Here is a 21,575-nt window from a genome sequence, read left to right as displayed (position 1 = left end):
ATGAGTTATCGCGAACTCGTCGTCGAACTGGCCCGCGAGCATGCGGAGGCCCTGTCCGACGCACTGCTCGATCTCGGCGCGCTGTCGGTGTCCGTCGAGGACGCCGACGCCGACACGCCCGACGAACAGCCGCTCTTCGGCGAGCCGGGCCTCGTGCCCGATCGCACCGCGTGGCAGCACTCGCGCGTGGTCGCGCTGCTGTCGACCGATCACGAGCCGGCCGTGCTGCTCGCGGCGGCCGCGAACGAGATCGGCCTCGCCGAGACGCCCCAGTTCGTCGTGCGCGAAGTCGAGGAGCAGGACTGGGTGCGGCTCACGCAGTCGCAGTTCGAGCCGATTCCGATCGGCGAGCGGATCTGGGTCGTGCCGTCGTGGCACGACGCGCCCGATCCCGATGCGCTCGTCCTCGAGCTCGACCCCGGCCTCGCATTCGGCACCGGCAGCCATCCGACGACCCGTCTGTGCATGGAGTGGCTCGAGCAGTCGGTGAAGCCCGGTCAGTCGGTGCTCGACTACGGCTGCGGCTCGGGCATTCTCGCGATCCTCGCGAAGAAATGCGGGGCGAACCCCGTGATCGGCATCGACATCGATCCGCAGGCAGTCGAATCGGCGCGCCAGAACAGCGAACGCAACCGGGCGGAAGTTACGTACGGGCTGCCCGATGCGTGCCCGGACGGCGAATTCGACATCGTCGTCGCGAACATCCTGTCGAATCCGCTGAAGCTGATGGCGTCGATGCTCGCATCGAAGGTCAAGCCGGGCGGGCGCATCGCGCTGTCGGGCGTGCTCGCGCGCCAGGCGGACGAAGTCGCGGCCGTTTATGCGCGCTACGTCGACATTTCGGTCTGGCGCGAACACGAAGGCTGGGTATGCCTTGCCGGAACGCGCCGCGAAAGCCATTAGAATAGCGCTGTCCTTCACTCTGGCCAGCAGGCCGCCCGGCTCGACATGCTTCTTGCGACGCGCTGCCCTCATTGCGAAACCGTCTTCCGGCTGCAGCAGGAACAGCTCTCGCTGCATCAGGGGCTCGTGCGCTGCGGCCATTGCCACGAAGTCTTCAACGCCGCCGAATCGCTCGTCCCCGAGTACGCGCCGCAGCCCGAGCCGGTATTGACCGAACCGGCTGCCGCGCCGCACGGCGGCGACGCACATCCGCAGGCCACCCCGGCCCGGCTGTTCACCGCCGACGCGCCGCCCGAATTGCCGACCGGCGCCGATTACAAGCCGGAAGGCTGGGACATGTGGGCGCCGTGGCTCGACGCCGGCGTCGATCCGTCGCTGCAGCACAGCGTCGAGACCGTGCGAACCGAGCCGTTGATACCGCTCGCGCTGCCGTCCACGGAAGCGGGCGTCGTCCACCTGTCGGGTACGCCCGAGCCGTTCGCGTCGTCGCCAGCCGAGCTCGATGCTTCGGCTGCCGTCGAGCAACCGGCCGAACCGCATTCGCCGCAGACGCGGCACGAACCGCACGAAACCGAAGAAGCCGCGCCGTCGCCCGTACCCACCGCGCCCGTCGAGCGCGATCCGCGCGAGCCCCGCTTCGTCGCTCACGTTCCGTCCGACACGGAAACCGCCGCCGGACCGGTCGAACCCGCGCCGATCGAACCCGTCGTCCCCGCGCACTTCGTGGCGCCGGACGACGAACGCGCGCCACGCGAACCCCGTTTCGCGTTCACGCCCGCACCGGCCTTCACCGAAGCCGAGACCGCATCGGAACCCGGCACCTTCACCCGGCACGACAACGCGTCGACGGCGGCGGCAGCCGATGAACCGGTCGCCCGGACGGTCACCCAACCGCCGGCCCAGCCCGACGCCCAGCCGGTCGCCCCCTTCCCCGCCGCCCTGACCGACGACGATCGCCCGCACTTCGCCGTCACGCGCGAGACGCGCGCGCCGCAGCGACACGGGATGCTCGGCGGCTTTTTCGGCGGCCTCGTCGCGGCCGCGCTGGTCGGGCTGCTCGTCACGCAACTGGCGTGGTGGCAGCGCGAGACGCTGATGATCTACTGGCCCGTCACGCAGGGCTGGTTCCGGCAGGCGTGCGCGCCGCTCGGCTGCACGGTCACGCCGCCGCGCGCGATCGACGGGCTGCGGCTCGACCCGACCGACCTGCGCCAGCTCGACGGCCCGCGCGAGCTCGAACTGAAGGTGCCGCTGACGAACCGCTACCGCGTCGCGCTCGCATACCCGTCGCTCGAGCTCACGCTGCTCGACGACACCAATCACGTCACCGTGCGCCGCGTGCTCGCGCCGCGCGACTACGTGCGCCCGGGCACGCCGATCGACGCCGGGCTGCCGCCCGGCACGACGCAGACGATGGTCGTCCGCCTCGAAACGAACGGCACGCCCGCCTCGAATTTCCGCGTCCAGATCTTCTATCCGTGACGCGCCGCGGCGCGCTTGCGCGCCCGTCTCAACCCGCGCGCCCGAGCGGCGCGCTATTTCGGAGCACGAACATGAGCAAAGTTACGCTGGGTGGCAACCCGATCGATCTCGCCGGCACGTTCCCGGCCGTCGGCGCGCAAGCCGCCGATTTCAAGCTGGTCGGCAAGGATCTCGCCGATCTGACGCTCGCCAGCTTCGCCGGCAAGCGCAAGGTGCTGAACATCGTGCCGAGCCTCGACACGCCGACCTGCGCGACGTCGACCCGCAAGTTCAACGAAGCCGCGTCGTCGCTCGACAACACGGTCGTGATCGTCGTGTCCGCCGACCTGCCGTTCGCCGCCACGCGCTTCTGCACGACCGAAGGCCTCGCGAACGTCGTGACGGCATCGACGTTCCGCACCGGCCGCGCGTTCGCGAACGCCTACGGCGTCGACGTGACGAGCGGCCCGCTGAACGGCCTGACCGCGCGCGCGGTGGTCGTGCTCGACGCACAGGACAAGGTGATCCACGCGGAACTCGTCGGCGAAATCAAGGACGAGCCGAACTACGATGCAGCGCTCGCCGCACTGAAGTAAGCTTTCTTCCGCTTTCCCCTGCCGCGCCGCGCCCTTCGCGCGGCGTTGTCGCGCAGGGCCCCTCATTTCTACAGGAACGCACACCTTGGCTACGCTGATTTGCGGCTCGATCGCCTACGACTCCATCATGACCTTCGAAGGGCGGTTCCGCGAGCACATCCTGCCCGACCAGGTGCACCTCATCAACCTGAGCTTCCTCGTGCCGACGATGCGCCGCGAATTCGGCGGCTGCGCGGGCAACATCGCCTACGCGCTGCACCTGCTCGGCGGCGATGCGCGCATCATGGCCACGATGGGCGCGTTCGACGCGCAGCCGTATCTCGATCGGTTCGACCAGCTCGGCCTGCGCCGCGATCACGTTCGCGTGCTACCCGATACGTACACCGCGCAAGCAATGATCACGACCGATCTCGACAACAACCAGATCACCGCGTTCCACCCGGGCGCGATGATGCAGTCGCACCTGAACCACGCGGGCGACGCGCCGGACATCAAGCTCGCGATCGTCGGCCCGGACGGCTTCGACGGGATGGTCCAGCACGTGGAAGAGCTCGCCAAGGCCGGTGTGCCGTTCGTGTTCGATCCGGGCCAGGGCCTGCCGCTGTTCGACGGTGCGACGCTGCGCCGCAGCATTGAACTTGCGACCTATGTCGCGGTCAACGACTACGAGGCCAAGCTGGTGAGCGACAAGACGGGATGGTCCGAAGATGAAATCGCCAGCCGGGTCGACGCGCTCGTCATCACGCGTGGCGAGCACGGCGCGACCATCCGCCACAAGCAGGGTGCGGAGCAGATTCCGGTCGTGCCGGCCGAGCGCATCGCCGATCCGACCGGCTGCGGCGACGCCTTCCGGGGCGGCCTGCTGTACGGCATCGAGCACGGCCTCGACTGGGCAACCACCGGCCGCCTCGCGAGCCTGATGGGCTCCGTCAAGATCGCCCATCAAGGGCCCCAGACTTACGACCTGACGCGCGCCGAAATCGACGCACGCTTCGAGACTGCGTTCGGTTACAGTCTCAAATGAATATTGTGGGAGAGCAAAGATGTTGACGAAAAAAACCCTCACGCTCGCGGCCATGCTGGCGGCCACGCTGACTCTCGCCGGCTGCTTCACGGCACCCGGTTCGGCGGATGTCTATAGCGTCGGCCAGGCGCAGCGCGAACAGACGGTCCGCATGGGCACGGTCGAAAGCGTCCGTGCGGTGCGCATCCAGTCCGACGGCGGCGGCAGCGCGATCGGCACGCTCGGCGGCGGCGCGCTCGGCGCGGTCGCGGGCAGCGCGATCGGCGGCGGCAAAGGCTCGATCCTGACGGCGATCGCCGGCGGCCTCGTCGGCGCGGTCGCGGGTAACGCGGTCGGCGAAAACCTCAGCACGGCGAACGGTGTCGAAATTACCGTGCGCCTCGACAACGGCGATCTGCGCTCGATCACGCAGGCAGCCAGCGGCGAAGCGTTCCGCGCCGGCGAGCGCGTACGCCTGCTGTCGAGCGGCGGCGTCACGCGCGTCACGCACTAACCGGTATCCTCAGCACGCGGCGCAAGCCGCGGTCGAACGCATGTGCGAAGCCGCGCATGCGTTTTTTTTCGTCCATGCGCTTTCGTCCACGTTCGCGTCGGCCGGCCGATCGACGACCCATACGGACGAAAAAAATCCCGCCACCTGAGCCAGATGGCGGGACTGATTGAGTAGCGCTACTCAACCCACGGACACCACGTGAGTGTCCGGGTGATGCTGCTCAGCCGCGATTACGGACGGCTGCCGGTCGGGAACGGCCATGCCGCTGCCGGGTTGAGCGCGGTCTTCACGCCCGATGCCGGCGCAACCGATGCGGTCGACGCGGTCGTTGCCGGCGCAGCCTTCTTCACGACGGCCTTCTTCGGCGCAGCAGCCTTCTTCGCCGGTGCGGCAGCCGTCTTCGCAGGGGCAGCCTTCTTGGCGGGCGCAGCCTTCTTCGCGGCAGCCTTCTTCGCAGGCGCGGCCTTCTTGGCAGCAGCCTTCTTCGCCGGCGCAGCCTTCTTCGCAGCAGCCTTCTTCGCCGGTGCGGCCTTCTTGGCGGCAGCCTTCTTCGCCGGTGCCGCCTTCTTCGCAGCAACCTTCTTCACTGCGACTTTCTTGGCTGCAACCTTCTTCGCAGCGGCCTTCTTGGCCGGTGCCGCCTTCTTCGCTGCGACCTTCTTGGCTGCAACCTTCTTCGTTGCGACCTTCTTTGCAGCGACCTTCTTTGCAGCGGCCTTCTTCGCCGGTGCTGCCTTCTTCGCGGCAACCTTCTTCACCGCGACCTTCTTCGCAGCAACCTTCTTCACTGCGGCCTTCTTCGCCGGCGCAGCAGCCTTCTTCGCAACGGTCTTCTTGGCAGCAACCTTCTTAGCAGCCGGTTTCTTCTTGGCAGTAGCCATGTTGTTCTCCTTCAGGTTCAGATGAGAGTCAGTTCAAACTACACCCTTCGTCAAAACCCGCTTCCCGCGGACGCTGTTCAGGACGTGCGCTTCGAAGCGGGCTATTCATCGGCGTACGCAGATACCGCGCGCTTACGCTAATGAATACGGTATGGCGCGCGTGACCCCATGGCCTCGCACGCCAAATCAAGTCGGTAGCCGGCGCACCTCGCGCCGCTACCCCTAATCGCTTGATCAAGCGGACCGCCACACGGCCGTCCGCTTTTTCCGGAGGGAAGTTTGCCCATCCCACTGAAGGGTTCGCAAAGTGCCTGTCGTATCGTTGGGCCGTTAAGGCACCGGGCATGCTTTGCATCAGGCGTTCTTGCTCCTAAACCTTGGGCCAGGGCCGAGAGGCCACCGGCTGCTCCATCATGTAACGGGTTCGCTGCTGCGGGTTATTCCCAGGACAGCGCGCCCCCCGTCTGATACTCGATCACACGCGTCTCGAAGAAGTTGCGTTCCTTCTTCAGGTCGATCATCTCGCTCATCCACGGGAACGGGTTTTCCTCGTTCGGATACAGCGGGTCGAGGCCGATCTGCTGGCAACGGCGGTTGCTGATGAAGCGCAGATAGCTCTTGAACATCGACGCGTTCAAACCCAGCACGCCGCGCGGCATCGTGTCCTCGGCGTAGCGGTATTCGAGTTCGACAGCCTGCTTGAACAGCTCGCGGATCTCGGCGCGGAATTCCGCGGTCCACAGATGCGGGTTCTCGAGCTTGATCTGGTTGATCAGGTCGATGCCGAAGTTGCAGTGCATCGACTCGTCACGCAGGATGTACTGGTATTGCTCTGCAGCACCCGTCATCTTGTTCTGGCGGCCGAGTGCGAGGATCTGCGTAAACCCGACATAGAAGAACAGGCCTTCCATGATGCAGGCGAACACGATCAGCGACTTCAGCAGCTTCTGATCCGCTTCGAGCGTGCCGGTCTTGAAGGCCGGGTCCGTCAGCGTATGAATGAACGGGATCAGGAATTCGTCCTTCGCGCGGATCGACGTGACCTCGTGATACGCGTTGAAGATCTCGCCTTCGTCGAGGCCGAGCGATTCGACGATGTATTGGTACGCGTGCGTGTGGATCGCTTCCTCGAACGCCTGGCGCAGCAGGAACTGCCGGCACTCCGGCGCCGTGATGTGGCGGTACGTGCCGAGCACGATGTTGTTCGCCGCGAGCGAATCGGCCGTCACGAAGAAGCCGAGGTTGCGCTTCACGATGCGGCGCTCGTCCTCGGTCAGACCGTTCGGGTCCTTCCACAGTGCGATGTCGCGGGACATGTTGATTTCCTGCGGCATCCAGTGGTTCGCGCAACCGGCCAGATACTTTTCCCACGCCCACTTGTACTTGAACGGCACCAGCTGATTGACGTCAGTCTGGCCGTTGATGATGCGCTTGTCGGCGACATTGACCCGCGCTTCCGACCCGCCGGCGGGAACAGCCGATGCTTGCGGCGGCACCGCAAGATCGCCTTCGAAAATGTCGCGGACCTGATGGGCGGCAGGCGTTGCAGCCTGCATTCCGACAGCCATCCCGGCGGAGGTGCGCATCGCGTTTTGCTGCGCTCCGCTCGCGGGGGTTACGGCAGTCTTCTCGTCATCCCAGTTGAGCATAAATTCTCACCATCAATTTAGAACGGTTTGTACCATCTTTTCCTGAGCGATAAAAGGGTTCGCTCACGAAAAATCCTTTTTTCGATTCGCGTTGCGACCTCGATACAACACTTTGAGCAACGCATCGTCGTTCATGCAGCGCGCGATGTGAGTCGCGCGTGTATCGCGAGGTGCGCTCGACGCATCGAACGCCGATCGAAACGCGACGCCGTCGGAGATGTTTCGATCGCTTGTCATTGCCTGCAACGCAGGTGTCGCGTTACAGATTCCTTATCATTTTTTTAGTTGAGCGCGGCGCACACTTCAACCTCGATCGGTCGTCGTGTGCGCCGCGCAGGCCTGCTTCTCAGGTCAGGCGCACTGCGTTACTGGCACGCTTCGCACTCGTCGAAGCCGGGGTCGCCCGGACGCATCGTGCACACCGGACCATCCGCTTCGACCGGCGCGAGTGCCGGCGCCGCGTTGACCGCGCCCGACGACGCACCGCCGCCCGCCGCACCGAAGCCGCCCGCCGCGCCTTGCGCGCCGCCGCTGCTCGAGCCGCCACCCGCACCGCCCGTCGGCACTGCGTTCAGCGCGCCGTGTGCGACCGTCGACTTCTCGACGTGCGTCGCCGCCATCGTGCGGAGGTAGTAGGTCGTCTTCAGGCCGCGCAGCCATGCGAGCTTGTAGGTCTCGTCGAGCTTCTTGCCCGACGCGCCGCCCATGTAGATGTTCAGCGACTGCGCCTGGTCGATCCACTTCTGGCGACGCGATGCCGCTTCGACCAGCCACGTCGGGTCGACCTCGAACGCGGTCGCGTAGATCGCGCGCAGGTCGGCCGGGATGCGGTCGATGCGCGACAGCATGCCGTCGAAATACTTCAGGTCGGCGACCATCACTTCGTCCCACAGGCCGCGTTCCTTCAGATCGCGGACGAGGTACTCGTTCACCACCGTGAATTCGCCCGACAGGTTCGACTTCACGTACAGGTTCTGGAAGGTCGGCTCGATACAGGCCGACACGCCGATGATGTTCGAGATCGTCGCCGTCGGCGCGATCGCGACGCAGTTCGAGTTGCGCATGCCGTGCGCGGCGATCCGCGAACGCAGCGTCGTCCAGTCGAGCGATTCCGACGTGTCGACCTCGACGTAGCCGCCGCGCGCCTCCGTCAGCAGCTTCAGCGTGTCCTGCGGGAGGATGCCGCGATCCCACAGCGAGCCGCGGTAGCTCGAGTAGCGGCCGCGCTCTTCGGCCAGCTCGGTCGACGCGTAGTACGCGTAGTAGCAGACGGCTTCCATCGAACGGTCGGCGAACTCGACCGCCTCTTGCGACGCGTACGGCGTGCGCAGCAGGTGCAGGCAGTCCTGGAAGCCCATGATGCCCATGCCGACCGGGCGGTGCTTCAGGTTCGAGTTACGCGCCTTCGGCACCGCGTAGTAGTTGATGTCGATCACGTTGTCGAGCATGCGCATCGCGACGCTGATCGTGCGCTTGAGCTTGTCGTGGTCGAGCGCGTAGCTGCCGTCGGCCTGCTTCACCAGGTGGGCGACGAGGTTCACCGAGCCCAGGTTGCACACCGCGATTTCGGTGTCGCTCGTATTCAGCGTGATTTCCGTGCACAGGTTCGACGAATGGACGACGCCGACGTGCTGCTGCGGCGAGCGCACGTTGCACGGATCCTTGAACGTGATCCACGGGTGGCCCGTCTCGAACAGCATGCCGAGCATCTTGCGCCACAGCTGCTGCGCCGGGATCTTCTTGAACAGCTTGATCTCGCCGCGCGCGACCTTGTCTTCGTAAGCCGTGTAAGCCTTCTCGAATTCGGCGCCGAACTTGTCGTGCAGGTCCGGGCAGGTCGACGGCGAGAACAGCGTCCAGTCGGCGCCTTCCATCACGCGCTTCATGAACAGGTCGGGAATCCAGTTCGCCGTGTTCATGTCGTGCGTACGGCGACGGTCGTCACCGGTGTTCTTGCGCAACTCCAGGAACTCCTCGATGTCGAGGTGCCACGATTCGAGGTACGCGCAGACCGCGCCCTTGCGCTTGCCGCCCTGGTTCACCGCGACGGCCGTGTCGTTCACGACCTTCAGGAACGGCACCACGCCTTGCGACTTGCCGTTCGTGCCCTTGATATGCGAGCCGAGGGCGCGCACGCGCGTCCAGTCGTTGCCGAGGCCGCCGGCGAACTTCGACAGCAGCGCGTTTTCCTTCAGCGCTTCGTAGATGCCGTCGAGATCGTCCGCGACCGTCGTCAGGTAGCACGACGACAGCTGCGAGCGGTGCGTGCCCGAGTTGAACAGCGTCGGCGTCGAGCTCATGAAGTCGAAGCTCGACAGCACGTTGTAGAACTCGATCGCGCGCGTTTCGCGGTCGATCTCGTTCAGCGACAGGCCCATCGCGACGCGCATGAAGAATGCCTGCGGCATTTCGATGCGGGTGCCTTCGACGTGCAGGAAGTAGCGGTCGTACAGCGTCTGCAGGCCGAGGTAGCCGAACTGCAGGTCGCGGTTCGCGTCGAGCGCTTCGCCGAGGCGCTTCAGGTCGAACTGCAGCAGCTTGTCGTCGAGCAGGCCGGCGTCGACGCCGCGCTTCAGGAACTGCGGGAAGTATTCGGCGTAGCGGGTCGACATCTCGGCCTGCACGACTTCCTCGCCGAGAATCTCGCGACGGATCGTGTGCAGCAGGATGCGGGCCGTGACCTGGCTGTACGCCGGGTCCTTTTCGATCATCGTGCGCGCCGCGAGGATCGCCGAGTCGTAGACCTGGCTCATCGGCACGCCGTCGTACAGGTTCTTCACCGTCTCCGCGACGATCGGGTCAGGGTTAACCGCAGCGCCGAGGCCGTCGCACGCCGACACGATCAGCGCGCGCAGCGCGTTCAGGTCGAGCGGGCGCGTGACGCCGTTGTCGACGACGTTGATGCCGGTGGTCGACTCGCCGCCCGCTGCCGCCGCTTCCTCGCCCGCATGCTGGCGCTCGAGGTGACGCTTCTCGCGATACAGCACGTACGCACGCGCGACGTTGTGCTCGCCGCCGCGCATCAGCGCGAGTTCGACCTGGTCCTGGATGTCTTCGATATGGAACGTACCGCCGTTCGGGCGGCTGCGCACGAGCGCGCGAACGACGTTGTGCGTCAGTTGTTCGACCTGCTCGCGCACGCGCGCCGATGCCGCGCCCTGCCCGCCATTGACGGCCAGGAAAGCCTTGGTCACCGCGATCGCGATCTTCGAAGGTTCGAACGACACCACGCTGCCGTTGCGGCGGATCACCTTGTAGTCGGCGAACGTGGCCTGCGGCGCGAGCGCCTTCGCGCCCTGTTCGGTCCCGCCGAGCGGACGGCTCGAGGCGCTCTCGTACTGGGACGTCGCGTTGTCGGTGGTTTGCATGTGCAAAGCTCCTGGTGTTGGATGGTGCGGAGAGAACCGCGGATTAAAACGAACGCTGCGCAATGCGGTGCGCGAGCGGTAAGAGGCGAGCGATGCGCCGGGGAAGCCGGTTCGGTCGATGCGCGACAACCCAGCCGGTCGTGTGCTTCGTCATGTGTACCCTGCCCCGTCGATGTTCGCTGCGCTGGTCGCGACGCCCGGACCGCCCGGCCTGACGCGCCGCCGTGAGAACCCTGTCCGCCGACGTTGCCCGCCGGCCGGTGCCGCTCGGGTTTTCCCCTGCGACACACACTATATCTAGTACAGAACTGCTCAACTGGCACCAAGTATAGTGGACATTCGGAGGACGTCCAAACGGATAATTTGCGGCGAAGGTCTTGACATCGCTCGCGCGCAGACACGGCAAGGCATTGGTCGGAGAAAAAACTTTCTCCGCTCAAAAAACCCCGCGATCAGTGCTGACGGAAAGGAAAGTATTCGGCGGAAAAACCGGCATCGCTCGCGAAGCGTTGCCAATCGAAGTGCGGGCCCGGGTCGGTCTTGCGGCCCGGCGCGACGTCCGAGTGACCCGCGAACGCGTCGACCGGATAGTGCGCGGCGAGCGCGCGGGAGAGCGCGGCGAGCACCGCGTATTGCGCATCGTCGAACGGCACGTCGTCCGCGCCTTCGAGCTCGATGCCGATCGAGAAATCGTTGCAGCGGGTGCGGCCGAAGAACTCGGACGAGCCCGCGTGCCACGCGCGCTCGTCGCACGACACGAACTGCACGAGTTCGCCGCCGCGGCGGATCAGGAAATGGGCGGACACGCGCACGCCGCGCAGGTGGCGCTGGTAATAGGGGTGCGCATCGCAGTCGAGGCGATTCAGGAACAGCGCCTCGATCGCGTCGCCGCCGAATTCGCCGGGCGGCAGGCTGATGTTGTGGACGACCACGAGCGTCGGCGCCGCACCCGCGGGCCGCGCCTCGAAGTTCGGCGACGGCGCATGGCGCGCTTCGCGCACCCAGCCGTTCGCGTCGACCGACAACACCGGCGCGTCGCTCATCGCGCGTCGCGGCCGTTCACGCGCGTGGCGTGGCGCTGCGCATGCTCGGCGCTGCAGAAGTATTCGCCGCTCGCGGCGACGGCGTCGCCCTTCGGCGCGTGCACGCCGCATTCGGCGCAACGCACCATCGGCTCGGGCAGCGACCGCGCGTCGCCGTTCGGGCGCGCGGCGCCACCACCGGCACCGGCACCAGGCGCGCCGTCGTAACCGGCGCCGCGGCCGGTGCGCGCCTGCGCCTGTTCCTGCGCGTGGCGCAGCTTGCGCGCGAGCCAAGAACCGGCGAAGAAGAGAAGGATCAGGAGAAGAATCTGTCGCATCGGAAACCTGCGGTCAAACCACGGAGCGGTGCAGCAGCACCTCGAACACGAATCGGCTGCCGACATACGCGAGCAGCAGCGCGGCGAACGACACGAGCACCCAGCGCGCGGCGCCGCGGCCGCGCCAGCCCGACGTCTTGCGGGCGACCAGCAGGCCGCCGAACATCAGCCACGACAGGATCGCGAACACCGTCTTGTGGTCGAGCCGCAACGCGCGCGCGTCGACCTGTTCGCTGAACAGGATGCCCGACGCGAGCGTCAGCGTCAGCAGCACGAAGCCGGCGCCGATCAGGCGGAACAGCAGCTTCTCGAGCGTGAGCAGCGGCGGCAGCGTTTCGAGCCAGCTCGCGATCCAGCCGGTCGAGCCGTCGCGCCCGCCGTGCCGCAGCGACTGCAGGCGCCGCTCGACCATCAGCATCAGGATCGCGTGCAGCGCGGCGATCGCGAAAAGGCCGTACGCGATGTTCGCGATCAGGAAATGCAGCTTGAACAGCGGCGCTGCGGCATAAGGCAGCACCCGCACGCCGCCGAACACGAGCGGCAGCAGCGACGCGCCGCACGCGAGCGGCAGCACCAGCAGGCGCAGGCTGTCGAGCGGGAAGAAGAAGCTCTCGATCCAGTAGATGCCGGCGCCGAGCCAGAACATCGCGGACAGCGCGAACGCGAAGCCGAACACCATCGCGTCGTTCGGAAAGATCGTCATGTGGAGCAGCACGCCGTGCGCGAGCAGCGCGGCGAACAGCAGCGCGCGACCGGCCCCGCTCATCCCGGACGCGGCCGATGCAGGGACCGGCACGGCCGGCACGCTCGCGACGAGCGGCGTCGCGCCCTGGCGATGCGTGCGCCAGCCTGCGACGGCGAGGCCGCCGTACAGGAATGCGGTGAGGGCATACAGTACAATATCCATGTTCGAAGTTTACACTAGGCCCCCTTCCCGCGACGGCTCCCTTTGTTCGGTTCCGCCGCGCCTTCGGGCCCCACTGTCCATCGCTCCCCATGCTCGACAATCTCACTCAACGGATGGCGCGCGTCGTCAAGACGCTGCGCGGCGAGGCCCGGCTCACCGAGGCGAACACGCAGGAGATGCTCCGCGAGGTGCGTCTCGCGCTGCTGGAAGCCGACGTGTCGCTGCCGGTCGTCCGCGAATTCATCGCCAAGGTCAAGGAAAAGGCGCTCGGCGAAGAAGTGATCAGCAGCCTGTCGCCGGGCCAGGCGCTCGTCGGCGTGGTCCAGAAGGAACTGACCGCCGTGATCGGCGGCGACTACGAAGGCAAGGCCGCCGAGCTGAACCTCGCGGTCACACCGCCCGCCGTGATCCTGATGGCCGGCCTGCAGGGCGCGGGCAAGACCACGACCGTCGGCAAGCTCGCGAAGCTGCTGCGCGAGAAGTACAAGAAGAAGGTGCTCACGGTGTCGTGCGACGTGTATCGGCCGGCCGCGATCATGCAGCTGAAAACGGTGACCGAGCAGGTCGGCGCCGACTTCTTCCCGTCCACGCCGGACCAGAAGCCCGTCGACATCGCGCTCGCGGCCGTCGACTGGGCGAAGCGCCACTACCATGACGTGCTGCTCGTCGACACGGCCGGCCGCCTCGGCATCGACGAGGCGATGATGCAGGAAATCGCCGCGCTGCACGGTGCGCTGAAGCCGGCCGAAACGCTGTTCGTCGTCGACGCGATGCTCGGCCAGGATGCCGTCAACACCGCGAAGGCGTTCAACGACACGCTGCCGCTCACCGGCGTCGTGCTGACCAAGCTCGACGGCGACTCGCGCGGCGGCGCCGCGCTGTCGGTGCGTCACGTCACGGGCAAGCCGATCAAGTTCGTCGGCGTCGCCGAGAAGCTCGACGGCCTCGAGGTGTTCCACCCCGACCGGATGGCGAACCGGATCCTCGGCATGGGCGACATCCTCGCGCTCGTCGAGGAAGCGCAGCGCGGCGTCGATGTCCAGGCCGCGCAGAAGCTCGCCGACAAGGTCAAGAAAGGCGGCGATTTCGACCTGAACGATTTCCGCGCGCAGATCTCGCAGATGAAGAACATGGGCGGTTTGTCGTCGCTGATGGACAAACTCCCCGCGCAATTCCAGCAGGCGGCTGCCGGCGCCGACATGGGCCAGGCCGAGAAGTCGATCCGCCGGATGGAAGGCATCATCAGCTCGATGACGCCCGCCGAGCGCGCGAAACCCGAAATCATCAAGGCGACGCGCAAGCGCCGCATTGCGGCCGGCGCGGGCGTGCCGGTGCAGGAAGTCAACCGGATGCTGAACCAGTACGACCAGATGCGTACGATGATGAAGAAGCTGAAGGGCGGCAACATGCAGAAGATGATGCGCGGCCTGAAAGGCATGATGCCCGGCATGCGCTGATTACGTCCGTCGGCCGGCGCGCGGGTTTTTGCCGTAGCGCGCGCCTGCCGTTCTGCTTCATCCTTATTTGTATACCGACTGCCCGCCAGAACACATGAACCGCGAAGAAGCCCTCCACATTTTCGACCACTCCGAAGAGATCGTCTCGGCCGACGCCGTCAATGCGTCGATCTCGAAGATGGCCGACGCGATCCGCGCCGAGATCGGCGACGCGTTCCCGCTCGTTCTCTCGGTGATGGGCGGCGCTGCGGTGTTTACCGGGATGCTGCTGCCGCATCTCGATTTCCCGCTCGAATTCGACTACATCCACCTGACCCGCTACCGCAACACGACGCAGGGCAGCCCGGAGATGCACTGGCGCGTCGCGCCGCGCGAATCGGTGAAGGACCGCATCGTGCTCGTACTCGACGACATCCTCGACGAAGGCGAGACGATGGCCGCGATCCGCGACCGCATCCTCGACATGGGCGCGAAGCGCTTCATGTCGGCCGTGCTGTGCGAGAAGACGCTCGCGAAGGCGAAACCGCTGCACCCCGACTTCTGCGGCTTCTCGGTGCCGGACCGCTACGTGTTCGGCTGCGGGATGGACGCGAAGGGCTACTGGCGCAACCTGCCGACGATCCGCGCGCTGACCGCGAACGTCTGATCGCCGCGCTGTCCGCTATATAAATAGAAAGCGGCGCTCCGGTTGCCCGGAGCGCCGCTTTTTTTCGTCGGCCCGCCGCGCCGCCCGCGCTACGGCTGCAACTGGTGCACGAACGCGCGAATGCCCGCGAGCAGCATCTCGACCGAGATCGCGACGAGCACGAGGCCCATCAGCCGCTCGAACGCGGCGACGGTCCGCTCGCCGAGCCACGCCTGAATCCGTTCGGCCAGCACCAGCGTGATCGCGCAGACGATCATCGTGACCGTCAGCGCGCCGACCCACTCGAGCATTTTGCCGGGCGCCTGCGACGTCAGCAGCATCACCGTCGCGAGCGCGGACGGCCCGGCCAGCGCCGGAATCGCGAGCGGCACGATGAACGGCTCGCCGCCCGCGCGCGGATCGCTGCCGAGCGCGCCGTCCGGATGCGGGAAGATCATCCGCAGCGCGATCAGGAACAGCACGATCCCGCCGCCGAGCCGCAGCGACAGGTCGGTGAGGCTCATCATCCGCAGGAAGCGGTCGCCGACCAGCATGAAGAACAGCAGGATCACGAACGCGATCCCCACTTCGCGCAGGATCAGCTTCACGCGCCGCTCGCGCGGCACATCCCGCATCGCCGTGATGAACAGCGGGATGTTGCCGAGCGGATCCGTGATCAGCACGAGGAGCACGGTGGCCGACAGGAACGTGTATTCCATCGTGTCCCCCGGTCGCCGCGCTTAGTGCGCGAGCGCAGCGCGGATCTTTTCGGCGACCGTCGCCGCGGCCGTGTCGGCCGGCAGCAGCGTCGCTTCGGCGTCGCGGCGGCCCTGGTACTCGATCTTGCCTTCCTTCAGGCCGCGCTCGCCGATCACGAGACGATGCGGCACGCCGATCAGCTCCCAGTCGGCAAACATCACGCCCGGGCGCTCGCCGCGATCGTCGAGGATCACGTCGATGCCGGCCGCGACGAGTTCCGCGTACAGCTTGTCGGCCGTCTCGCGCACCATGTCGCTGCGGTCATAGCCCATCGGGCACAGCACCACCTCGAACGGCGCGATCGACTCGGGCCAGATGATCCCGCGGTCGTCGAAGTTCTGTTCGATCGCCGCGCCGAGAATACGCGTGATGCCCACGCCGTAGCAGCCCATCAGCATCGGCTGCGGCTTGCCCGACTCGTCGAGGAACGTCGCGCCCATCGCTTCCGAGTACTTGGTGCCGAGCTGGAACACGTGGCCGACTTCGATGCCGCGGCAGATGTCGATCGCGCCCTTGCCGTCCGGCGACGGATCGCCCTTCTTCACGTTGCGCACGTCGGCGACGTCCGGCTCCGGCAGGTCGCGGCCCCAGTTCACGCCCGCGATGTGATAGTCGACCTCGTTCGCACCGACGACGAAATCGCTCATGTTCGCGACCGTACGGTCGGCGATCACCTTCACCGGCTTCTTCGTGCCGACCGGGCCGAGATAGCCCGGCGGCGTGCCGAACCACTCGACGATTTCCTGCTCGGTCGCGAAGCGGTGATTCTTCAGGCCCGGCAGCTTCGACACCTTGATCTCGTTCAGGTCGTGATCGCCGCGCAGCATCACGAGCCAGATGGTCGGCTCGGCGCCTTCGTTGTCGGTCGCGAGCACGATCGACTTGATCGTGCGCTCGAGCGGGATCGCCAGCAGTTCGGCGACGGCCTCGCACTTCGCCTTGCCGGGCGTCGCGACCTTTTCCATCGCTTCGGCCGGCGCCGCGCGCTCAGGCGTCAGCGGCAGCGCTTCGGCCGCCTCGACGTTCGCCGCGAATTCGGACGTCGGGCAGTACGCGATCGCGTCCTCGCCGGTATCGGCGATCACGTGGAACTCGTGCGAGAAGTTGCCGCCGATCGAGCCGCTGTCGGCCGCGACCGCGCGGAACTCGAGGCCCAGGCGCGTGAAGATGCGCACGTACGCGTCGTACATCTTGCGGTACGACTCGTTCAGGCCGGCCGCATCCTTGTCGAACGAATACGCGTCCTTCATGATGAATTCGCGGCCGCGCATCACGCCGAAGCGCGGGCGGATCTCGTCGCGGAACTTCGTCTGGATCTGGTAGAAGTTCACCGGCATCTGCCGGTAGCTCTTGATCTGGTTGCGCGCGATGTCGGTGACGACTTCCTCGTGCGTCGGCCCGATCACGAAATCGTTGTCCTTGCGGTCCTTGAAGCGCAGCAGCTCGGGGCCGTACTGCTCCCAGCGGCCCGACTCCTGCCACAGCTCGGCCGGCTGCACGGCCGGCATCAGCAGCTCGATGGCGCCCGCCCGGTTCATTTCCTCGCGCACGATCGCCTCGACCTTGCGAATCGAACGCAGGCCGACCGGCAGGTAGTTGTAGATGCCGCCGGCGACGCGACGGATCATGCCGGCGCGGACCATCAGCTTGTGGCTGACGATCTCTGCGTCGGCGGGTGCCTCTTTCAGGGTGCCGATAAAGAAACGGGAAGCTTTCATGCGGACGGTTCCAAAAACGGCGCCCCCAGGCGGGGCGCCCGAAAAAGTTTCAAGGTGAAAAAGCGGCGCGCCGCGAACGACGATGGCGCAGATGACGTAGCAGACTAATCAGGGACAATTCAGCCGGTGTGCCCCGCGCGGATTCGCTCCGTCACGGTGCGCAGCGCCCGTTATCTGTTTATAATCAAAGCAATTTTAAAGGATTCGAAGGTGGTTGTATGCTGGATCGTGAAGGCTTTCGCCCGAACGTCGGCATCATCCTCTTGAACGCGCGCAACGAGGTGTTTTGGGGCAAGCGGCTCCGCGAGCATTCCTGGCAGTTTCCTCAAGGTGGGATCAAGTACGGCGAGACCCCCATGCAGGCGATGTACCGGGAACTGCACGAGGAAACGGGCCTGCATCCGGAACACGTCAAGATAATCGGCCGCACCCGCGACTGGTTGCGTTACGAGGTGCCTGACAAGTTCATCAAACGCGAAGTACGCGGTCATTACCGCGGCCAGAAGCAGATCTGGTTCCTGCTGCGGATGGTTGGACGCGATTGCGACATTTGCTTGCGCGCGACCGACCACCCGGAGTTCGATGCGTGGCGCTGGAACGAGTATTGGGTACCGCTCGATGCGGTGATCGAGTTCAAGCGGGATGTCTATCAGTTGGCGCTGACGGAACTGTCGCGCTTCCTGCGCCGCCCGGCGCAGCGAGCCGAGAAGCCGCGCGGGCCGCGTGTGTCGCGCTATCCGCGCGTCATTGGCGCACAGGCTCAAACGCTGACGATTGTCGACGCATCGGTGGTTTGTTCGGAGATCGAAGTGGACGCGAGCACGCTCGACGAGATGCCGCCCCACGTGATCGTCGGCAAGTGACGAGTCGGACTGCATGACCGGGCGCGACCTTGGTGTCGCGCCCTTTTTTTACGAGGAATGCATATTGAAAGCGATTGCTCTCGCGCTCGCATCGATCGCCGCGATGGCCGCCCTGGCCGGCTGCGCGAACTCGAAAGCGCCGTCCAACAAGGATGACAGCGAGTTCGTGTACCTGCTCGACCGTCAGGGAACCTGGAAGGAAAACGCCGTCGACACGCTGCCGCCGCTGCCGCAAACGGGCGATCTGCTGCCGTTCAACGTGTCGCAGAACACGCCGCTGAAGTTCTTCGTCGATGCGAAGTCGCTCGAGGTCGGCAGCGACGGCGTCGTGCGCTACGCAGTCGTCGTCACGAGCCCGGCCGGTGCGCGCAACGTGAACTACGAAGGCATCCGCTGCGACACCTACGAATGGCGCCAGTACGCCGGCCTGAACTCGGACCACAACGGCTGGGATCGCACCGTCGAGAACGACTGGCGGCGCATCGAGAACGGCGAGCTGAACGCCTACCACTCCGCGCTCTACCAGGACTACTTCTGCGCGAACAAGATGCCGCAGGGCTCGACCCGGCAGATCCTCGAAAACATCCGGTTCCACCGCACCGCGATGACGCAGTTGCGCTGACGGCACGCGATGCGGGTCGTCCGCATCGCCCTCCCGCCGGACAAAAAAGCCCGCATCGCGCGGGCTTTTTCATTTGAACGGCGGCATTTGGCCGGCGCTCACACCAGCACGAGGTTGTCGCGATGAATCAGTTCGGGCTCCAGCATGTAGCCGAGCACGGTCTCGATCTCGCCGCTCGGCTTGCGGTGAATCAGCTTCGTTTCCGCGCTGCTGTAGTTCGTGAGCCCGCGCGCCACCTCGCGCCCGTCCGGGCCGACGCACGCGATCACCTCGCCGCGCGCGAACGCGCCCTGCACGTCGATCACGCCGATCGGCAGCAGGCTCTTGCCGCCGGCCGTCAGCTTCTCGACCGCGCCCGCGTCGATCACGACATGGCCGCGCACCTGCAGATGGTCGGCCATCCATTGCTTGCGTGCCGCCATCCGCGCGGTACGGGCGATCAGTTGCGTGCCGATCGCCTCGCCGGCCGCCAGGCGCACGAGCACGTCGGACTCCCGGCCGCTCGCGATCACGGTATTCGCGCCGCTGTGGGCCGCACGCTTCGCCGCGAGGATCTTCGTCAGCATCCCGCCGCGACCGAGGCTCGAACCGGCCCCGCCCGCCATCGCCTCGAGCTCCGGTGCGCCCGCATTGGCCTCGCCGACGAGCGTCGCATTCGGGTCCTTGCGCGGATCGGCCGTGAACAGCCCCGACTGGTCGGTGAGGATGATCAGCGCATCGCCTTCGATCAGGTTCGCGACGAGCGCGCCGAGCGTGTCGTTGTCGCCGAACTTGATTTCGTCGGTCACGACCGTGTCGTTTTCGTTGATGATCGGCACGACACCGAGCCGCAGCAGCGTGAGCAGCGTCGAGCGCGCATTCAGGTAGCGCTCGCGGTCCGCCAGATCGGCGTGCGTGAGCAGGATCTGCGCTGTGCGAATGCCGTGCTCGGTGAAGCGGCTCTCGTAGACTTGCGCGAGCCCCATCTGGCCGACCGCGGCAGCGGCCTGCAGCTCGTCGATTTCCCGCGGCCGCTTGCTCCAGCCGAGCCGCTGCATGCCTTCGGCAATCGCGCCCGAACTGACGAGCACGACTTCCTTGCCCTGCGCACGCAACGCGGCGATCTGGGCTGCCCAGCGGCCGATTGCAGCATGATCGAGCCCCTTGCCGTCGTTGGTCACGAGGCTGGAACCCACTTTCACCACCAATCGCTTCGAATCCGCGATGATCGAACGCATCCTGCACTGTCTCCTGTATCTGATGCCGGCCCGCCGGGCGCGATTGAACACCGACGCCGGGCGGCACGCCCGGCGCGTGATCTGACCGCCTGACCGTTCAGGCGTCGTCGCCCGGGGCCGCGCCGCCCTTCGCCGGCGGCGCATCGCGGAAACGCACGTCCGCCGCGAGATCCTCCGCCTCCGCCGCGCGATGCGCGTCCGAATGTTCGGAGAGGTAGTCGTAGATCGCGTAGCACAGTGCTTCGCAGCCCTGGCCCGTCAGCGCCGAGATCTCGAACACCGGGCCGTCCCAGCCGAAACGGTCGAGGAAATCCGCGACGCGCGCCTCGCGCTCGTCTTCCGGCACCATGTCCAGCTTGTTGAGCACGAGCCAGCGCGGCTTCTCGTAGAGCGCCTCGTCGTACTTGCGCAGTTCGCCGACGATCGCCGTCGCTTCCGCGACCGGATCGACGCTTTCGTCGAACGGCGCGAGATCGACCAGATGCAGCAGCACGCCGGTACGCTGCAGGTGACGCAGGAATTGATGGCCGAGGCCCGCGCCTTCGGCCGCCCCTTCGATCAGCCCCGGGATATCGGCGATCACGAAGCTCTTGCTCGGGCCGACCCGCACCACGCCGAGATTCGGCGCAAGCGTCGTGAACGGGTAGTCGGCGATCTTCGGCTTCGCATTCGACACCGACGAGATGAAGGTCGACTTCCCCGCGTTCGGCATGCCGAGCAGGCCGACGTCGGCGAGCACCTTCAGCTCGAGCTTCAGCATGCGCCGCTCGCCCGGCTTGCCGTCCGTCTTCTGGCGCGGCGCGCGGTTCGTGCTCGACTTGAAATGCAGGTTGCCGAGACCGCCGGCGCCGCCCTGCGCGAGCATCACCTGCTGGTCGTGCTCGGTCAGGTCGGCGATCAGCTCGCCCGTTTCCATGTCGCTGATGATCGTGCCGACCGGCATGCGCAGCGTGACGTCGTCGCCGCCCTTGCCGTAGCAATCCGAGCCGCGACCGTTTTCGCCGTTGCGCGCGAGGTGCTTCTTCGCGTAACGGTAGTCGATCAGCGTGTTGATGTTGCGGTCGGCGATCGCGTAAACGCTGCCGCCCCGGCCGCCGTCGCCGCCGTCCGGCCCGCCGAACGGGACGAATTTCTCGCGGCGCATCGACGCGCTGCCATCGCCTCCGTCGCCGGCGATGACTTCGATTCGTGCTTCGTCAATGAACTTCATTCGTCACTCCGCCCAGTATTTCCGCTATTGTGCCGCGCGCCGGCACGCTTGAACAATCTGCCGTTCGGCCGATCGACCGCCGGTCGCGCGAGGGTCGCCGGTCCGCACTGGCGGGCGGCGACCCAATAAAAAAGGCCCCGCGAAGACTGCGGGGCCTTTCGGCTACGAAGCCCGTGGGTGCCTGACTTAGGCAGCCGCCGGGACGACGATGACCAGATGCTTCTTGTCCGCGCCCTTCGTCGCGAACTTGACGTGACCGTCGACCAGCGCGAACAGGGTGTGATCCTTGCCCATGCCGACGTTCTCGCCAGCGTGCATGCGCGTGCCGCGCTGACGCACGATGATGCCGCCAGCGTTGATTGCCTGGCCGCCGTACACTTTCACGCCGAGACGTTTCGACTCGGAGTCGCGGCCGTTCCGGGAAGAGCCGCCTGCCTTTTTGTGTGCCATCTGATTGCTCCT

General features: G+C 66.2%; 21 protein-coding genes. 9 read left to right on the top strand and 12 right to left on the bottom strand.

What is annotated here, in order from left to right:
* From prmA to J8I35_RS13145, 5 genes are all read left to right on the top strand, one after another.
* Complete coding sequence (gene prmA, locus J8I35_RS13165) at window positions 1-903, top strand: 50S ribosomal protein L11 methyltransferase (RefSeq protein WP_209925724.1); 903 nt, start codon at window positions 1-3, stop codon at window positions 901-903.
* A gap of 45 nt (window positions 904-948) precedes the next feature.
* Window positions 949-2,385: a zinc-ribbon and DUF3426 domain-containing protein gene (locus J8I35_RS13160; protein ID WP_209925722.1), complete on the top strand. Its 1,437-nt coding sequence runs from the start codon at window positions 949-951 to the stop codon at window positions 2,383-2,385.
* 71 nt (window positions 2,386-2,456) lie between these two features.
* The gene (gene tpx / locus J8I35_RS13155) at window positions 2,457-2,960 is read left to right on the top strand and encodes a thiol peroxidase (RefSeq protein ID WP_050013872.1); all 504 of its coding nucleotides are present in this window, start codon (window positions 2,457-2,459) and stop codon (window positions 2,958-2,960) included.
* An 85-nt stretch (window positions 2,961-3,045) separates the two neighbouring features.
* Window positions 3,046-3,984 (top strand): carbohydrate kinase family protein, encoded by a 939-nt coding sequence (locus tag J8I35_RS13150; RefSeq protein ID WP_176015581.1) that lies wholly within the window; start codon window positions 3,046-3,048, stop codon window positions 3,982-3,984.
* Between the two features lie 19 nt (window positions 3,985-4,003).
* A complete protein-coding gene (locus J8I35_RS13145; RefSeq protein WP_176015582.1) occupies window positions 4,004-4,477 on the top strand; it encodes a glycine zipper 2TM domain-containing protein in 474 nt (157 codons plus the stop codon).
* A gap of 230 nt (window positions 4,478-4,707) precedes the next feature.
* On the opposite strand, the gene J8I35_RS13140 is transcribed toward J8I35_RS13145, so the two are convergent.
* The 7 genes from J8I35_RS13140 to ccsA form a co-directional block, all read right to left on the bottom strand.
* Window positions 4,708-5,358, bottom strand: coding sequence for a histone H1-like DNA-binding protein (locus J8I35_RS13140; protein WP_089488157.1), 651 nt, complete (start codon window positions 5,356-5,358; stop codon window positions 4,708-4,710).
* Between the two features lie 28 nt (window positions 5,359-5,386).
* Window positions 5,387-5,713, bottom strand: a complete 327-nt coding sequence (locus J8I35_RS13135) for a hypothetical protein (protein ID WP_080334256.1) — start codon at window positions 5,711-5,713, stop codon at window positions 5,387-5,389.
* An 82-nt stretch (window positions 5,714-5,795) separates the two neighbouring features.
* Window positions 5,796-7,007, bottom strand: a complete 1,212-nt coding sequence (locus tag J8I35_RS13130; RefSeq protein ID WP_014898151.1) for a ribonucleotide-diphosphate reductase subunit beta — start codon at window positions 7,005-7,007, stop codon at window positions 5,796-5,798.
* A 365-nt stretch (window positions 7,008-7,372) separates the two neighbouring features.
* Window positions 7,373-10,375, bottom strand: a complete 3,003-nt coding sequence (locus J8I35_RS13125) for a ribonucleoside-diphosphate reductase subunit alpha (RefSeq protein WP_050013876.1) — start codon at window positions 10,373-10,375, stop codon at window positions 7,373-7,375.
* Between the two features lie 452 nt (window positions 10,376-10,827).
* Window positions 10,828-11,418: a 1,6-anhydro-N-acetylmuramyl-L-alanine amidase AmpD gene (gene ampD / locus J8I35_RS13120; RefSeq protein ID WP_050013877.1), complete on the bottom strand. Its 591-nt coding sequence runs from the start codon at window positions 11,416-11,418 to the stop codon at window positions 10,828-10,830.
* Window positions 11,415-11,735, bottom strand: a complete 321-nt coding sequence (locus tag J8I35_RS13115; protein WP_124556627.1) for a PP0621 family protein — start codon at window positions 11,733-11,735, stop codon at window positions 11,415-11,417. Before J8I35_RS13115 ends, ampD begins: the two co-directional genes overlap by 4 nt.
* A gap of 13 nt (window positions 11,736-11,748) precedes the next feature.
* Entirely contained in the window at window positions 11,749-12,642 is an 894-nt protein-coding gene (ccsA, locus tag J8I35_RS13110; RefSeq protein ID WP_050013879.1) for a cytochrome c biogenesis protein CcsA, read from the bottom strand.
* An 89-nt stretch (window positions 12,643-12,731) separates the two neighbouring features.
* Between ccsA and ffh the strand changes: the two genes are divergently transcribed.
* Together ffh and J8I35_RS13100 are read left to right on the top strand one after the other, a co-directional pair.
* A complete protein-coding gene (gene ffh / locus J8I35_RS13105) occupies window positions 12,732-14,099 on the top strand; it encodes a signal recognition particle protein (RefSeq protein WP_050013880.1) in 1,368 nt (455 codons plus the stop codon).
* A 94-nt stretch (window positions 14,100-14,193) separates the two neighbouring features.
* Window positions 14,194-14,745, top strand: a complete 552-nt coding sequence (locus J8I35_RS13100; protein WP_023477519.1) for a hypoxanthine-guanine phosphoribosyltransferase — start codon at window positions 14,194-14,196, stop codon at window positions 14,743-14,745.
* Window positions 14,746-14,834: 89 nt separating this feature from the next.
* Here J8I35_RS13100 and J8I35_RS13095 read toward each other — a convergent pair whose 3' ends face one another.
* Window positions 14,835-15,443: a MarC family protein gene (locus J8I35_RS13095; RefSeq protein ID WP_050013881.1), complete on the bottom strand. Its 609-nt coding sequence runs from the start codon at window positions 15,441-15,443 to the stop codon at window positions 14,835-14,837.
* Between the two features lie 21 nt (window positions 15,444-15,464).
* Window positions 15,465-17,201 carry a proline--tRNA ligase gene (locus tag J8I35_RS13090; protein ID WP_050013882.1) on the bottom strand — a complete coding sequence of 579 codons (1,737 nt, stop codon included), beginning with the start codon at window positions 17,199-17,201 and terminating at the stop codon, window positions 15,465-15,467.
* Window positions 17,202-17,419: 218 nt separating this feature from the next.
* Between J8I35_RS13090 and J8I35_RS13085 the strand changes: the two genes are divergently transcribed.
* Window positions 17,420-18,064 carry an RNA pyrophosphohydrolase gene (locus J8I35_RS13085; RefSeq protein WP_209925720.1) on the top strand — a complete coding sequence of 215 codons (645 nt, stop codon included), beginning with the start codon at window positions 17,420-17,422 and terminating at the stop codon, window positions 18,062-18,064.
* A 13-nt stretch (window positions 18,065-18,077) separates the two neighbouring features.
* Window positions 18,078-18,686: a CNP1-like family protein gene (locus J8I35_RS13080; protein ID WP_050013884.1), complete on the top strand. Its 609-nt coding sequence runs from the start codon at window positions 18,078-18,080 to the stop codon at window positions 18,684-18,686.
* A gap of 98 nt (window positions 18,687-18,784) precedes the next feature.
* Here the strand turns inward: J8I35_RS13080 and proB are convergent, their stop codons facing one another.
* The 3 genes from proB to rpmA form a co-directional block, all read right to left on the bottom strand.
* Complete coding sequence (proB, locus tag J8I35_RS13075; protein ID WP_050013885.1) at window positions 18,785-19,903, bottom strand: glutamate 5-kinase; 1,119 nt, start codon at window positions 19,901-19,903, stop codon at window positions 18,785-18,787.
* Between the two features lie 97 nt (window positions 19,904-20,000).
* The gene (gene obgE / locus J8I35_RS13070) at window positions 20,001-21,113 is read right to left on the bottom strand and encodes a GTPase ObgE (RefSeq protein ID WP_050013886.1); all 1,113 of its coding nucleotides are present in this window, start codon (window positions 21,111-21,113) and stop codon (window positions 20,001-20,003) included.
* Between the two features lie 186 nt (window positions 21,114-21,299).
* A complete protein-coding gene (rpmA, locus tag J8I35_RS13065; protein ID WP_006476999.1) occupies window positions 21,300-21,563 on the bottom strand; it encodes a 50S ribosomal protein L27 in 264 nt (87 codons plus the stop codon).
* Window positions 21,564-21,575: the final 12 nt, after the last annotated feature.

It is taken from the genome of Burkholderia sp. CpTa8-5 (assembly GCF_017815045.1).
Lineage (GTDB): Bacteria > Pseudomonadota > Gammaproteobacteria > Burkholderiales > Burkholderiaceae > Burkholderia > Burkholderia sola.
Note: the sequence above shows the minus strand (reverse complement) of the source record. Positions and strands in the feature narration are given on the sequence as shown.